We start from the raw sequence: 12495 nt of genomic DNA, 5'->3' as shown, positions 1-12495 counted from the left end.
CTTATTTATAATAGCGACACCTTCAACAGCCAGCCACACTGCCTGCCGCCATGATCGTCTGTGTTTGCCGCCGGATATCGGACCGTGAGATCGCCCGCCACGCACGTGCCGGAATGAGCTTTGACGAGATCCAGTTCGAGCTGGGCGTCGCCACCCAATGCGGATGCTGCGAAAGCTGCGCCCGCGATGTGGTCGCGCAGTGCAGTGCGTCGAACCCGGTGGCCGCACTGCACAACGATGCAGCGCCGCAAACGATCCAGCTTGCCAGCTCCATTTTGGAAAGCAAGTCATGGAACTCCTCTCAACGCTCGCTGGCAGTCTGATCCTCGTCGCAGGCTCGGCCTGGTGGATCTTTCGCAAATAACAAAGGTCTTTTAGAGCTCTAGCGCTTGGTACACAAGCGCTAGCAGCTATCATTTTTATGTCTCACCCTGATCGTTTCGCTCCTCCCGGGGGTGTCAGCCGCAACACCGTGATCGTGGGCTCCGTCATTGCACTGCACGTTGCGGGCATCTGGGCCCTGCAATCGGGTCTGCTGCGCCGCGCGGCCGAAGTCATCGTGCCGGCAGAGCTGCTGAGCGAATTCATCGCGCCGCCGGCTCCCCCGAAGGTCACCCCGCCGCCGCCGGCCCCGCCGCCACCGCCGCGCCCCGCCCCCAAGGTGGCACCGCGCCCGGCGCCCATGCCCGTGGCCATCCCGGACCCCACGCCGGCGCCCAACGCGCCTGTCGGCATCACCACGCCCCAGCCGCCCGCCCCGCCCATCGAAGCCCCGGTAGCCCCCCCGGCGCCGCCCGCCCCGCCAGCGCCGCCGGCCCCGCCCAAGATCGAGCTGCCGTCGAGCGACGCGGCCTACCTGAACAACCCCAAGCCCAGCTACCCCGCCATCAGCAAGCGCATGGGCGAGCAGGGCAAGGTCGTGCTGCGCGTGCTGATCGGCACCGACGGCACGCCGCAGCAGGTGGAAATCAACAAGTCCAGCGGTTTCGACCGGCTGGACAAGCAGGCCCAGGAGGCCGTCATGCGCTGGCGCTTCGTGCCCGGCAAACGCGACGGCGTGCCCACGACCATGTGGAACCTGGTCCCTGTCAACTTCGTGCTCGAATAATCAGTCAATCGGTCAATCAACGCTTTAGATCAGCTTCAGGGAGTTTTTCATGGAATCGCAATTCGGCATCGCCAACGTATGGATCCAGGGTGACTTCGTCACCCGCGCGGTCGCCATCATCCTGCTGGCCATGTCGCTGGCCTCGTGGATCGTCATCTTCATCAAGGCCCTGGACATCATCAAGTTCAAGAAGCACACCCGCGCTGCGCAGGACTTCTGGCACAGCGAGGACTTCGCCGCAGGCCTGACCAAGCTGGGCAGCGACAACACCAACCCCTTCCGCCACCTGGCCCTGGAAGGCCGCGAAGCCACCGCCCACCACCGCAACACCAAGGCCCACCTGCACGACAGCCTGGACGTGAGCGACTGGGTCACGCGCTGCCTGCGCAACTGCATCGACGAGTTCACCGCACGCCTGCAGTCGGGCCTGGCCATCCTGGCCTCGGTCGGCTCCACCGCCCCGTTCATCGGCCTGTTCGGCACCGTCTGGGGCATCTACCACGCGCTGGTGGCCATCGGCACGTCGGGCCAGTCCACGATCGACAAGGTGGCCGGCCCCATCGGCGAAGCACTGATCATGACGGCCCTGGGCCTGGCCGTGGCCATCCCTGCCGTGCTGGGCTACAACGCCCTGGTGCGCGGCAACAAGTCCATCCTGGGCGGCCTCAACAGCTTTGCCCACGACCTGCACGCCTACTTCGTGACCGGTGCCCGCGTGAACGCCGGCGGCGAACAGGCCAAGGTCCTGCCCCTCAAGAAAGGCGCGTAAGCCATGGCCTTCGGAACCCAAGACGATGCCGATGACGTGATGAACGAAATCAACATGACGCCCCTGGTGGACGTCATGCTGGTGCTGCTCATCATCTTCATCATCACCGTGCCGGTGATGAAGCACTCGGTCAACGTGGACCTGCCCCGCGCCACCAACCAGCCCGAGGACGTCAAGCCCGAAACCGTGCGCCTGTCGGTGTCGGCTGACGGCAAGTACTTCTGGAACGAAACGCAGGTCACGGAAGAAGAACTCTTCCCCCGCCTGCAGGCCGAGGCCGCCAAGCAGCCCCAGCCCGACCTGCACATCCGCGGCGACAAGGAAGTGCGCTACGAACGCGTGGCCCAGGCCATGGCGGCGGCACAGCGGGCGGGCGTGCGCAAGATCGGGTTCGTGACGGACCCGGCGCCTTGATGCGGGGCTGCGAGTCAGCCCTTAGACCTGCCCCTGCCACCCGGCCCGCCCGCTGCACGCTTTGCCTGCAGAGGGTGCGCCGGGTTTGTTTTTGGGTTTTCGCTTTTGCTTTTGGCTTTCTTCGATGGGGGCTCATCCGCTACAGGCTTCAATCAAGCATCCATCGCTCAGCCACCCAGAAAAAATCAAACAGGCGAACATATTCAGCATCGCCTTGGCGGAGCTTTCCGGGATTCCGTCGTCTCTTTGGCTGGATTCGGCTATTGATACGATAACGGCCCCCGGCAAGAAGCAGGCATAGCGAATGGAGGTCGATAAAAATGGTGACCCAGGATTTACCGTCTTCGTGGGCAATCACTTCCGGCCATCTGATTGCAAGCAAGAACTACCTTCCGTCTCCACTCCCCAGCGGAGCAGTGGAAATTCTTCGTCAGATGGATGAGTTCCTAAGTCACAACGAACTCGGCTTGGCTCTTCATGAAGCAGAGTCCCTTGGCGAACTCTGTCATTCGCCTCCGGTTTTTTGGACGGAACTGCGGCTAGCGGCGGAAAACATGGGGTTGAGCCAGGAATCGTCGCGGTTTGCTGCTCGCCTGTAGTCAGGCCTACACCACCCAGCCAGGGAACATGCGCTCCGGGCCCGGAACGACCCCTCGAAGTCCGCTATCGCTCGCAGTTACGGCTGCTCCTCAAACGACGCCGTGCCCTCCGGCAACCCCACCCAGCCATGTCGCCTACATGTCCAGATCTGCCGCTGCGGCGAGCCGAGCTCGTGCCGTTGTTCGATCGTGCCGATCCGCAGTGAATAAGTGGCGGGATCGCTCACAGCGCAGGCATAGAGCGAGCTGCCGCACACCTCGCAGAACGCCAGAGCGCGCTGGTTGCCGCTGGCGGCAGTCTTGATGTAGGTGCGGGGCGCGCCCCGGGTCAGCCGAAAGCTGGACGCAGGAGCCGCGATGTTGGCCCGGAAGGCAGAGCCTGAGTGGCCCTGGCAATCATCGCAGTGGCAGACCGTGATGGTGCCCGGCTGCACCTCGGCCTCGTAGGCGATCGCACCGCAGTAGCACGCACCGTCAATCTTCATCATGTTCGGAATCCTTGATCTGAATGACCGCTGTGGTCAGATTCTGCCCGGCAAGCAAAAGAACAAAAAGAAACACTCCAGTCGCTTGACTTGTAATTGCGAATCGTTATCATTAGCAAAACGCAATCAAACGCACCAGGAAAAACCCATGCAAGCCACTTTGACCGCCGCTTCGATCCTGCGCCCCGCTTCTGCCAGCAAGGGGGTCTCGCACGCCGACGGGCAAGCAAGCCAACGCACCGAACTGACCGCAGCTGCGGTCGACAGCAGCTCCCTGCTGCAGGGCCAGAAGGCCGTGGCCATCAGCCACAATGGGTCGGTGTACCGACTGCAGGCCACCAAGCTCGGCAAGCTGATCCTCACCAAATAAGGCGGCAGTTTCAGCCATCACCAACACTCGCCGCAGCCCGCGCCTGACCGGTCTTTGCACCCATAGCGCCGCCAGCGGCACCCAGTTTCATCGTGGGGCGACTCCCGGGCTTTCAACAAGCTCGCAAGGGTCGTTTTTGCCAGCCAACGGGTTCACCCCCGCGTAGCCAGGCTTTTTTTGTACCCCAGGGTTCTTCGCTCACAACAAAAAACCGGCTTTGAGCCGGTTTTTTTGTGGGCGACGACAGCGTCACCCGGTGCATTTCAATAGATTTCGCCCTCAAGCGCTTGATAGGCAAGCGCGAGAAGCTATCTATTTGATAGCAATCTCAAAGACCCAGTGCAGCGATGCCGGCACGCGCGACCTGCGCGTCCTCGGTGGACTTCACGCCGCTCACGCCCACCGCGCCCAGGCACTGGCCGTCCTTGAGGATAGGCACGCCACCTTCGAGCAGGCCGTCGATGCCAGGCGCGCTCAGGAACGCGGTGCGGCCGCCGTTGACGATGTCCTCATACACCTTGCTCTCGCGCCGGCCCAGGGCGGCCGTGCGGGCCTTGGAGGGGGCGATGTGCGAGGACACGGCGGCGGCGCCGTCCAGGCGCTGCAGCCACAGCAGGTGGCCGCCGTCGTCCACGATGGCGATGGTCACGGCCCAGTGGTTCTTCAGGGCTTCGGCTTCGGCAGCGGCGGCAATGGCCTTGACGTCGGCGAGTTCGAGTTCGTGCTTGGTCTTCATGGATGTGTCCGGGTGGAGGAAAAGAAAGAGTCGAAGAAAGGTCGCCCGGACGAACCGCAGGGGCCCGCCGGAGCAATGAACCATCAAGCATAGCGGCATCCCCAGGGCCGCTCACCCCTACGCAGGGTGAAAGTACCCTTACCAAAAGTAGGTAAGCGGGTGCGGTCATTGCAAGGCCAAAAACCGTCTCCACCTAGAATTTGCAATGTCTGCGCTGTGCAGGCCAACAAGGAGAGACACAAGATGAATGACCATGTCACCACCCTGGGCCACTCTGCGGGCTATGGCATCTCGCAGGAAGACCGCCACCGGGTTCTTCGCAATACCTACTGGCTGCTCGCGCTGAGCATGATCCCCACGGTGCTCGGCGCCTGGGTCGGCGTGGCCACCGGCATCACCCAGTCGCTGCGCGGTGGCGTGGGCCTGATCGTGTTCCTGGGCGGCGCGTTCGCCTTCATGTTCGCGATCGAAAAGACCAAGCGTTCTGCAGCGGGCGTGCCGGTCCTGCTGGCCTTCACGTTCTTCATGGGCCTGATGCTGTCGCGCCTGATCGGCATGGTGCTGGGCTTCAAGAACGGTACCGACCTCATCATGACGGCCTTTGCCGGCACCGCCGGCGTGTTCTTCGTGATGGCCAGCCTGGCCAGCGTGATCAAGCGCGACCTGTCGGGCATGGGCAAGTGGCTGTTCGTGGGCGCCATGGTGCTCATGGTGGGCGGCATCATCAACGTGTTCGTCGGCTCCAGCGTGGGCATGATGGCGATCTCGATGGCGGCCATCGGCATCTTCAGCGCCTACATGCTGTACGACATCAAGCAGATCCTGGACGGCGGCGAGACCAACTACATCAGCGCGACCCTGGCCCTGTACCTGGACGTTTTCAACGTGTTCCAGAGCCTGCTCGCCCTGCTGGGCATCATGGGTGGAGAGCGCGAGTAAGCGTCCCCTGAACGGCTGCGCGGCTTTCCCCATGGAGGGGCGCACCCGGTGGTCCGGCGAAGCCGGTTCCACGGGTGCACTGGCCTGCTACCGTGCCAGTGTCAACCGCCGCATCACAGCGTGCGCCACAAGGCTCCTTCGGGAGCCTTTTTCTTTTTGTTGAGCCCGCACCAAGGTCAAGCCTCAATAGCGGCGCAGTCCTGCCGATAATGCAAGTACATGTATCGCAACCTGCCCTCCACCCCGCTGCGCCTGCTGGCCGTGGCAGCCCTCGCGCTGCTGCTGGCCGGTTGCGACAAGATCCCTGGCCTGGGCCCTGATCCGCGCGTTGCGCAGCGCGATGCCGAGGCCAAGGCCATCGGCGGCGCCTGCCGCCATGCGCTGCGCGGCCTGGAGGATTGCTACACGCTCAACCCCAAGGCCGCCAAGGCATCCGTCTTTGCCGGCTGGAAGGACATGGACGCCTACATGCGCGAGAACAAGATCGAAGGCGCGCCGTCGGTGCTGGGCGAGGTGAAGAAGCCCGAGCGCAAGGGCAGTGCCGACATCGACACCGAGACCGAGACGCGCGACCCTGCCGCGAGCCGCAGCAGGAGTTGAGATCTGCGCTGACAGGGCGCCCTCCCCCGGGCGTGCACGCGCCTGACGTCCTGGCGACTGGCAGCGGGAAGGGCCAGGACAGCGCCTGGCTGCCCTCCTCCTGCCTCTGACATCCTTCAGGCGGTCACACCCGCTCGAACACCGCCATGCTCTCGACGTGCGCCGTGTGCGGGAACATGTTGACCATGCCCGCAGCCGTGCATTTGTAACCGGCCTTGTGCACCAGCAGGCCCGCATCCCGCGCCAGCGTGGCGGGGTTGCAGCTCACGTAGACGATGCGCTGGGGGGGTGTCCAGCTTTCGGCGCCCGCGGGCAGCGGGCCGGCATCCTCGGCACCGATGCGCGCCTGCTCGATGTCTGCCAGCGCCTTGGCCAGCGCGAATGCGCCCTCGCGCGGCGGGTCCACCAGCCACTTGTCGGCCGAGCCGTCGGCCACCAGCATCGCAGGCGTCATCTCGAACAGATTGCGTGCTACAAAATCAGTAGCTGCCAGCGCTTTGCTGCCGCGCGGCAGGGCCTGATTCAATGCATAGTTTTCGCGCGAACGGGCGACCAGCGCCTCGCTGCCCTCGATGCCCAGCACCTCACGCGCCTGCGTGGCCAGGGGCAGTGTGAAGTTGCCCAGGCCGCAGAACCAGTCGATGACGCGCTCGTGCGGCTGCACATCCAGCAGGCGCAGTGCCCGGCTGACCAGCACCCGGTTGATGTGCGGGTTGACCTGCGTGAAGTCGGTGGGCTTGAAGGGCATGGTGATGCCAAAGTCCGGCAGCGCGTACGACAGCTGTTCGCCGCCCTCGTCGAGCAGCTTCACCGTGTCCGGGCCCTTGGGCTGCAGCCACCATTGCACGCCGTGCTCGGCGGCAAAGGCACGCAGCCGCGCGATGTCGTCGGCGCTCAGCGGCTCCAGGTGCCGCAGCACCAGGGCGGTCACCGTGTCGCCACAGGCCAGCTCGATCTGCGGGCAGGTGTCGCGCGCGTCCATTCCGGCGATCAGCGCACGCAGCGGCATCAGCATCGCATCCACGTGCGGGGGCAGGATCCTGCAGGTCTGCATGTCCGCCACGTAGCGGCTCTTGCGCTCATGAAAGCCCACCAGCACCGTGCCCTTCTTGATCACATGGCGCACGGACAGGCGGGCGCGGTAGCGGTAGCCCCAGGCGGGCCCCTCGATCGGCCGCATGACGGTTTCGGCCTTGACCTTGCCCAGGTGCCAGAGGTTGTCTTCCAGCACGCGCTGCTTGACGGCCACCTGCGCGCCCACGTGCAGGTGCTGCATCTTGCAGCCGCCGCAGGCCCCGGCGTGCAGGCCGAAGTGCGGGCAGCCAGGGCGCACGCGCTGCGACGACTCGCGGTGGATCGCCGTCAGGCTGGCCTGCTCCCAGTTGTTCTTCTTGCGGTGGGTGTTGGCCGTGACCAGCTCGAATGGCAGGGCGCCGTCGATGAAGACGACCTTGCCATCGGGCTTGCGGGCCACGCCCTGGGCGTCCAGGTCCATGGACTGCACCTGCAGCCAGCCGTCGGGCAGGTCTGCGCCGTCTTGTGCGGCGGGTTCAAACGAGGGGGATAGTTCTTTCGGTTCGCTCATCCCCCGATTGTCTCAGGCCCGGGACTGCGCCTGTCCGAGCCGTGACAGGAATACCTCAGCTGCGGTCGGCGCGTGCAGCGCGCATGCCCGGCGCACCGCGCATGGAGGCGGAGGCGGAGGCGAGCGGCAGCTTGTTGATGGTGAGATCGCAGTTGTGATTGTCGGGCGTGAACACCAGCGTCGAGTTGGGCGCCACCACCGGCAAGGTCTCGTGGATCTGGCGGGACAAATCGATCGGTGGCTCCGGAGCGCGGTACACGATGTCCTTGTCGGGGCCGTACACCACGTAGCACGACGCCATGGCCGACTGGCTGAAGAATGCAGCCACCAGGGCTGCGGCAGCGTATGGAAGGACCTTCATGTTTCTTCTCCTGAGTCAGACGTATTTACCGGTCATTATGCTGGCTTTGCCCCGCCCAGCCAACGCCGCTGTCGCGTGAAAGCCGCTGCGGGCCAACGGCGCGGCTGTGGTGCCGCAGCGCTTCACGACAGATGGAGAGAGAGGTGGTTGGTGTGCTTGACCTCTTCCATCACGGCGTAGGTGCGCGTCTCGCGCACGCCGGGCAGCTGCCACAGTACGGCCCCGGCGAACACGCGGTACGCATTCATGTCGGCCGAACGGGTCTTGAGCAGGTAGTCGAAGCCACCCGCCACCATGTGGCACTCCATGATCTCGGGGTGCACCTGCACGGCGGCCTTGAACTGGTCGAACACGTTGGGCGTGGTGCGGTCGAGCAGCACCTCCACAAACACCAGCATGCCCGCGCCCAGCCGCAGCGGGTTGAGCCGCGCCTCGTAGCCCAGGATGAAGCCGTCCCGCGTGAGCCGCTGCACACGCGCCAGCACCGCGGTGGGCGATAGGGCTACAGCCTCCGCCAGCTTGAGGTTGGCAATGCGCCCGTCTTCCTGCAGGATCGACAAAATTCTGCGGTCGATACGGTCCAGATCGGTGTCGTTGGTCATTGGCACTAGTGATTCATTCGGTCAATAAACCAATTTTCGACCATTTATTCATCGCGACTCCAGAGATGATCCGTTTCAGTGGGTCTGACAGCCGTCGGGCCCGAACATTTCTCTTCGAGAACCCGCCATGACAACGACCGCCGCCGCCTTTGCAGACTTCGCCCCGCGCACCCCGCTGGCCAACCCGCTGCGCGCCGCCATCACCGCCGCCTGCCGCCGGCCCGAGCCCGAGGCCCTGGCACCGCTGCTGGCACAGGCCCGCGTGCCGCAGGACTTGGCCGCGGCGTCGCAGCAACTGGCGCTGCGCATTGCCAGCGCCCTGCGCCAGCGCAAGGCCGCCAGCGGCCGCGCGGGCATCGTGCAGGGGCTGCTGCAGGAGTTCTCGCTCTCGTCCCAGGAGGGCGTGGCCCTGATGTGCCTGGCCGAGGCGCTGCTGCGCATCCCGGATGCGGCCACGCGCGACGCGCTCATCCGCGACAAGATCAGCAATGGCCAGTGGGAGCCCCACCTGGGCAAGAGCCCCTCGCTCTTCGTCAACGCGGCCACCTGGGGCCTGCTCATCACCGGCAAACTGGTGGCCACGCACAGCGAAGGCAGCCTGGGCGCATCGCTGGGCCGGCTCATCGGCCGGGGCGGCGAGCCCCTGATCCGCAAGGGCGTGGACATGGCCATGCGCATGATGGGCGAGCAGTTCGTCACCGGCGAGACCATTGCCGAGGCCCTTTCCAACGCGCGCCGCATGGAGGCCGAAGGCTTTCGCTACTCCTACGACATGCTGGGCGAGGCGGCCCTGACCACGGCCGACGCCGAGCGCTACTACGCCTCGTACGAGCAGGCCATCCACGCCATCGGCAAGGCATCGGCCGGGCGCGGCATTTATGAAGGCCCGGGCATCTCGATCAAGCTGTCGGCCCTGCACCCGCGCTACAGCCGCGCGCAGTTCGCCCGCGTGATGGACGAGCTCTACCCCCTGGTGCTGCGACTGACCGAGTTGGCCAAGAGCTACGACATCGGCATCAACATCGACGCCGAAGAGGCCGACCGCCTGGAAATCTCGCTCGATCTGCTGGAGCGCCTGTGCCATGAGCCCAGCCTGGCAGGCTGGAACGGCATCGGCTTCGTGATCCAGGCCTACCAAAAGCGCTGCCCGTATGTGATCGATTTCGTGATCGACCTGGCGCGCCGCGCACGCCGCCGCCTCATGGTGCGCCTGGTCAAGGGCGCCTACTGGGACAGCGAGATCAAGCGCGCCCAGATCGACGGCCTGGCCGACTACCCGGTCTACACCCGCAAGGTGCACACCGATGTCTCCTACGTGGCCTGCGCGCGCAAGCTGCTGGCCGCACCCGAGGCCGTGTACCCGCAGTTCGCCACGCACAACGCCGAGACCCTGGCCACCATCTACCACCTGGCGGGCAGCAACTACTACGCGGGGCAGTATGAGTTTCAGTGCCTGCACGGCATGGGCGAGCCGCTGTACGAGCAGGTGGTGGGCGCCGTCAGTGCGGGCAAGCTCGGCCGAGAAACAGGAAAGGCCGGCCTGGGCCGGCCGTGCCGCATCTACGCCCCGGTGGGCACGCACGAGACGCTGCTGGCCTACCTGGTGCGCCGCCTGCTGGAGAACGGTGCCAACACCTCCTTCGTGAACCGCATTGCCGACGAGACCATCGCCCTGGCCGATCTGGTGCGCAGCCCCGTGCAGGTGGTGGACGAAGCGGCCGCCCGCGAAGGCACGGCCGGCCTGCCCCACCCGCGCATTCCGCTGCCAGCGGCGCTCTACGGCAGCGGCCGCACCAACTCGCAAGGGCTCGACATCGCCAGCGATGCCACACTGGCGCAACTCGCCGCCACGCTGCAGTCCAGCGCCCTGCACGGCTGGACTGCCGGCCCGCTGCTGGCCACCGATGTGCCCGCCGGCCCGGCCACGCCCGTGCGCAACCCCGCCGACCTGCGCGACGTGGTCGGCCATGTGCAGGAGGCCACGGCCGACAACGTGGACCAGGCGCTGAAGAACGCACAGCAAGCCGCACCGGCCTGGGCCGCCACCGGCCCTGCCGAACGCGCCGCCGCCCTGCAGCGCACCGCCGGCCTGCTCGAAGAGCGCCTGCAGCCGCTGATGGGCCTGCTGATGCGCGAGGCCGGCAAAAGCGCCAGCAACGCCATCGCCGAGGTGCGCGAGGCGGTGGACTTCTTGCGCTACTACGCGGCGCAGGTGGAGAGCACCTTCGACAACGCCACGCACATCCCGCTGGGCCCCGTGGCCTGCATCAGCCCCTGGAACTTTCCGCTGGCCATCTTCATGGGCCAGGTGGCCGCAGCGCTGGCCGCGGGCAACCCCGTGCTGGCCAAACCCGCCGAGCAGACGCCACTCGTCGCCGCCGAGGCCGTGCGCCTGCTGTGGCAGGCGGGGGTGCCGCGCGGTGCGGTGCAACTGTTGCCCGGCCAGGGCGAGACCGTGGGTGCACGCCTGATCGGCGACTCCCGCGTCATGGGCGTCATGTTCACCGGCTCCACCGAGGTCGCGCGCATCCTGCAGCGCACCATCGCCGGCCGCTTGGATGCCGCCGGCCGCCCCATCCCGCTGATCGCCGAAACGGGCGGGCAAAACGCGATGATCGTGGACTCGTCCGCCCTGGTGGAGCAGGTGGTCACCGACGCGGTCTCGTCAGCCTTCGACAGCGCGGGCCAGCGCTGCTCCGCACTGCGCGTGCTGTGCGTGCAAGACGACGCCGCCGACCGCGTGGTCGAGATGCTGCAGGGCGCCATGGGCGAGCTGCGCATGGGCAACCCCGCAGCGCTGGCGGTGGACGTGGGCCCGGTGATCGACGCCGAGGCCCAGGCGGGTATCACCCAACACATCGACGCCTTCAAGAGCCGTGGCCAGCGCGTGTTCCAGCACTGCCGCAGCGATGCAGCCGAGGCCGCACAGGGCACCTTCGTGCCGCCCACGCTCATCGAACTGAACAGCATCGGCGAGCTGCAGCGCGAGGTCTTCGGCCCCGTGCTGCACCTGGTGCGCTATGCACGCAAGGACCTGGACCAGCTGCTCGAGCAGATCAACGCCACCGGCTACGGCCTGACCCAGGGCGTGCACACCCGCATCGACGAGACCATCGCCCGCGTGGTGGACCGCGCGCACGCCGGCAATGTGTACGTCAACCGCAACATGGTGGGCGCGGTGGTGGGCGTGCAGCCCTTTGGCGGCGAAGGCCTGTCGGGCACAGGCCCCAAGGCTGGCGGCCCGCTGTACCTGCTGCGGCTGCTGGCCCAGCGCCCGGCCGCCGCACTGGCGCACACATTCGCCGCCGCGGACCGCATCGCCGCGCCAGACATGGCCGCGCGCGAAACACTGCTGAGCCCCCTGCACGCCCTGGAGCGCTGGGCGCAGGCGGCGGGGCACGCCCCCCTGGCCGCCACCTGCCGCCGCTTTGCCGCCGAGACCCAAACCGGCACCGCGCGCACCCTGCCCGGGCCCACGGGCGAGCGCAACGTCTACAGCCTGCTGCCGCGTGCCACCGTGCTGTGCATCGCTGCCGCGCAGGAAGACCTGTGGACCCAACTGGCCGCCGTGCTGGCCAGTGGCGGCAAGGCCGTGTGGAGCGACGCCCACACCGCCCTGCGCACCACCCTGCCCGCCGAATTGCAGGCGCGCATCGCGATCGCGTCCAACGCATTGGCCGACGGCACCACCGACCTGGCTGCCGTGCTGCACCATGGCACGCCCGAGGCTTTGCGCAGCGTGTGTGAACAGCTTGCCCGCCGCCCCGGCCCCATCGTCGCCGTCACGGGCATGCCCCCGGGCAGTACCGAGGTGCCGCTGGAGCGCCTGGTGATCGAGCGTGCGCTGAGTGTGAACACGGCGGCGGCGGGCGGCAACGCGAGCCTGATGACGATCGGATAAAGCGCGCTGATGCTCGTGCGGACGTC

General features: G+C 66.4%; 14 protein-coding genes. 8 read left to right on the top strand and 6 right to left on the bottom strand.

Features of this window, described 5'->3' with window-relative positions:
* Positions 1–50 precede the first annotated feature (50 nt).
* The 4 genes from ACIGHN_RS11855 to ACIGHN_RS11840 all read left to right on the top strand — a co-directional run bounded on the left by ACIGHN_RS11855 (position 51) and on the right by ACIGHN_RS11840 (position 2291).
* Positions 51–323 carry a bacterioferritin-associated ferredoxin gene (locus tag ACIGHN_RS11855; RefSeq protein ID WP_056171951.1) on the top strand — a complete coding sequence of 91 codons (273 nt, stop codon included), beginning with the start codon at positions 51–53 and terminating at the stop codon, positions 321–323.
* A 98-nt stretch (positions 324–421) separates the two neighbouring features.
* Entirely contained in the window at positions 422–1108 is a 687-nt protein-coding gene (locus ACIGHN_RS11850; protein ID WP_056171953.1) for an energy transducer TonB, read from the top strand.
* Positions 1109–1157: 49 nt separating this feature from the next.
* Complete coding sequence (locus ACIGHN_RS11845; RefSeq protein ID WP_056171955.1) at positions 1158–1877, top strand: MotA/TolQ/ExbB proton channel family protein; 720 nt, start codon at positions 1158–1160, stop codon at positions 1875–1877.
* Between the two features lie 3 nt (positions 1878–1880).
* Positions 1881–2291: a biopolymer transporter ExbD gene (locus ACIGHN_RS11840; protein ID WP_056171957.1), complete on the top strand. Its 411-nt coding sequence runs from the start codon at positions 1881–1883 to the stop codon at positions 2289–2291.
* Positions 2292–2439: 148 nt separating this feature from the next.
* On the opposite strand, the gene ACIGHN_RS11835 is transcribed toward ACIGHN_RS11840, so the two are convergent.
* Positions 2440–2673, bottom strand: a complete 234-nt coding sequence (locus ACIGHN_RS11835) for a hypothetical protein (RefSeq protein WP_396504513.1) — start codon at positions 2671–2673, stop codon at positions 2440–2442.
* Positions 2674–2967: 294 nt separating this feature from the next.
* Positions 2968–3378: a GFA family protein gene (locus ACIGHN_RS11830; protein ID WP_396504512.1), complete on the bottom strand. Its 411-nt coding sequence runs from the start codon at positions 3376–3378 to the stop codon at positions 2968–2970.
* 145 nt (positions 3379–3523) lie between these two features.
* Between ACIGHN_RS11830 and hemP the strand changes: the two genes are divergently transcribed.
* Positions 3524–3745 (top strand): hemin uptake protein HemP, encoded by a 222-nt coding sequence (gene hemP / locus ACIGHN_RS11825; protein WP_056171959.1) that lies wholly within the window; start codon positions 3524–3526, stop codon positions 3743–3745.
* 328 nt (positions 3746–4073) lie between these two features.
* Here the strand turns inward: hemP and ACIGHN_RS11820 are convergent, their stop codons facing one another.
* The gene (locus ACIGHN_RS11820) at positions 4074–4481 is read right to left on the bottom strand and encodes a heme-binding protein (RefSeq protein ID WP_056171961.1); all 408 of its coding nucleotides are present in this window, start codon (positions 4479–4481) and stop codon (positions 4074–4076) included.
* Between the two features lie 243 nt (positions 4482–4724).
* Here ACIGHN_RS11820 and ACIGHN_RS11815 point away from each other — a divergent pair, with 243 nt between their 5' ends.
* Both ACIGHN_RS11815 and ACIGHN_RS11810 read left to right on the top strand, forming a co-directional pair.
* Positions 4725–5420, top strand: a complete 696-nt coding sequence (locus ACIGHN_RS11815; RefSeq protein ID WP_056413876.1) for a Bax inhibitor-1/YccA family protein — start codon at positions 4725–4727, stop codon at positions 5418–5420.
* A gap of 219 nt (positions 5421–5639) precedes the next feature.
* On the top strand, positions 5640–6020 hold the full coding sequence (locus tag ACIGHN_RS11810; protein WP_396504511.1) for a hypothetical protein: 381 nt from the start codon (positions 5640–5642) through the stop codon (positions 6018–6020).
* A 124-nt stretch (positions 6021–6144) separates the two neighbouring features.
* Here ACIGHN_RS11810 and rlmD read toward each other — a convergent pair whose 3' ends face one another.
* The 3 genes from rlmD to ACIGHN_RS11795 form a co-directional block, all read right to left on the bottom strand.
* The gene (gene rlmD / locus ACIGHN_RS11805; RefSeq protein WP_396504510.1) at positions 6145–7605 is read right to left on the bottom strand and encodes a 23S rRNA (uracil(1939)-C(5))-methyltransferase RlmD; all 1461 of its coding nucleotides are present in this window, start codon (positions 7603–7605) and stop codon (positions 6145–6147) included.
* A gap of 55 nt (positions 7606–7660) precedes the next feature.
* Positions 7661–7966 carry a hypothetical protein gene (locus tag ACIGHN_RS11800; RefSeq protein ID WP_396504509.1) on the bottom strand — a complete coding sequence of 102 codons (306 nt, stop codon included), beginning with the start codon at positions 7964–7966 and terminating at the stop codon, positions 7661–7663.
* A gap of 122 nt (positions 7967–8088) precedes the next feature.
* A complete protein-coding gene (locus ACIGHN_RS11795; RefSeq protein ID WP_396504508.1) occupies positions 8089–8568 on the bottom strand; it encodes an Lrp/AsnC ligand binding domain-containing protein in 480 nt (159 codons plus the stop codon).
* A 127-nt stretch (positions 8569–8695) separates the two neighbouring features.
* Here ACIGHN_RS11795 and putA point away from each other — a divergent pair, with 127 nt between their 5' ends.
* A complete protein-coding gene (gene putA / locus ACIGHN_RS11790) occupies positions 8696–12469 on the top strand; it encodes a trifunctional transcriptional regulator/proline dehydrogenase/L-glutamate gamma-semialdehyde dehydrogenase (protein WP_396504507.1) in 3774 nt (1257 codons plus the stop codon).
* The last annotated feature ends 26 nt before the right edge of the window (positions 12470–12495 follow it).

It is taken from the genome of Acidovorax sp. NPDC077693, assembly GCF_044542805.1.
In the GTDB taxonomy this organism is placed as follows: Bacteria; Pseudomonadota; Gammaproteobacteria; order Burkholderiales; family Burkholderiaceae_C; genus Acidovorax.
This window is presented reverse-complemented; position numbering and strand designations above follow the sequence as displayed.

Excerpts from the sequence above, each read along its gene's own strand:
- ACIGHN_RS11830 (WP_396504512.1), bottom strand. The coding sequence starts at position 3,378 with ATGATGAAGATTGACGGTGCGTGCTACTGCGGTGCGATCGCCTACGAG.
- ACIGHN_RS11845 (WP_056171955.1), top strand. The coding sequence starts at position 1,158 with ATGGAATCGCAATTCGGCATCGCCAACGTATGGATCCAGGGTGACTTC.
- ACIGHN_RS11850 (WP_056171953.1), top strand. The coding sequence starts at position 422 with ATGTCTCACCCTGATCGTTTCGCTCCTCCCGGGGGTGTCAGCCGCAAC.
- ACIGHN_RS11810 (WP_396504511.1), top strand. The coding sequence starts at position 5,640 with ATGTATCGCAACCTGCCCTCCACCCCGCTGCGCCTGCTGGCCGTGGCA.
- rlmD (WP_396504510.1), bottom strand. The coding sequence starts at position 7,605 with ATGAGCGAACCGAAAGAACTATCCCCCTCGTTTGAACCCGCCGCACAA.
- ACIGHN_RS11795 (WP_396504508.1), bottom strand. The coding sequence starts at position 8,568 with ATGACCAACGACACCGATCTGGACCGTATCGACCGCAGAATTTTGTCG.
- putA (WP_396504507.1), top strand. The coding sequence starts at position 8,696 with ATGACAACGACCGCCGCCGCCTTTGCAGACTTCGCCCCGCGCACCCCG.
- hemP (WP_056171959.1), top strand. The coding sequence starts at position 3,524 with ATGCAAGCCACTTTGACCGCCGCTTCGATCCTGCGCCCCGCTTCTGCC.
- ACIGHN_RS11840 (WP_056171957.1), top strand. The coding sequence starts at position 1,881 with ATGGCCTTCGGAACCCAAGACGATGCCGATGACGTGATGAACGAAATC.
- ACIGHN_RS11855 (WP_056171951.1), top strand. The coding sequence starts at position 51 with ATGATCGTCTGTGTTTGCCGCCGGATATCGGACCGTGAGATCGCCCGC.
- ACIGHN_RS11815 (WP_056413876.1), top strand. The coding sequence starts at position 4,725 with ATGAATGACCATGTCACCACCCTGGGCCACTCTGCGGGCTATGGCATC.
- ACIGHN_RS11800 (WP_396504509.1), bottom strand. The coding sequence starts at position 7,966 with ATGAAGGTCCTTCCATACGCTGCCGCAGCCCTGGTGGCTGCATTCTTC.
- ACIGHN_RS11820 (WP_056171961.1), bottom strand. The coding sequence starts at position 4,481 with ATGAAGACCAAGCACGAACTCGAACTCGCCGACGTCAAGGCCATTGCC.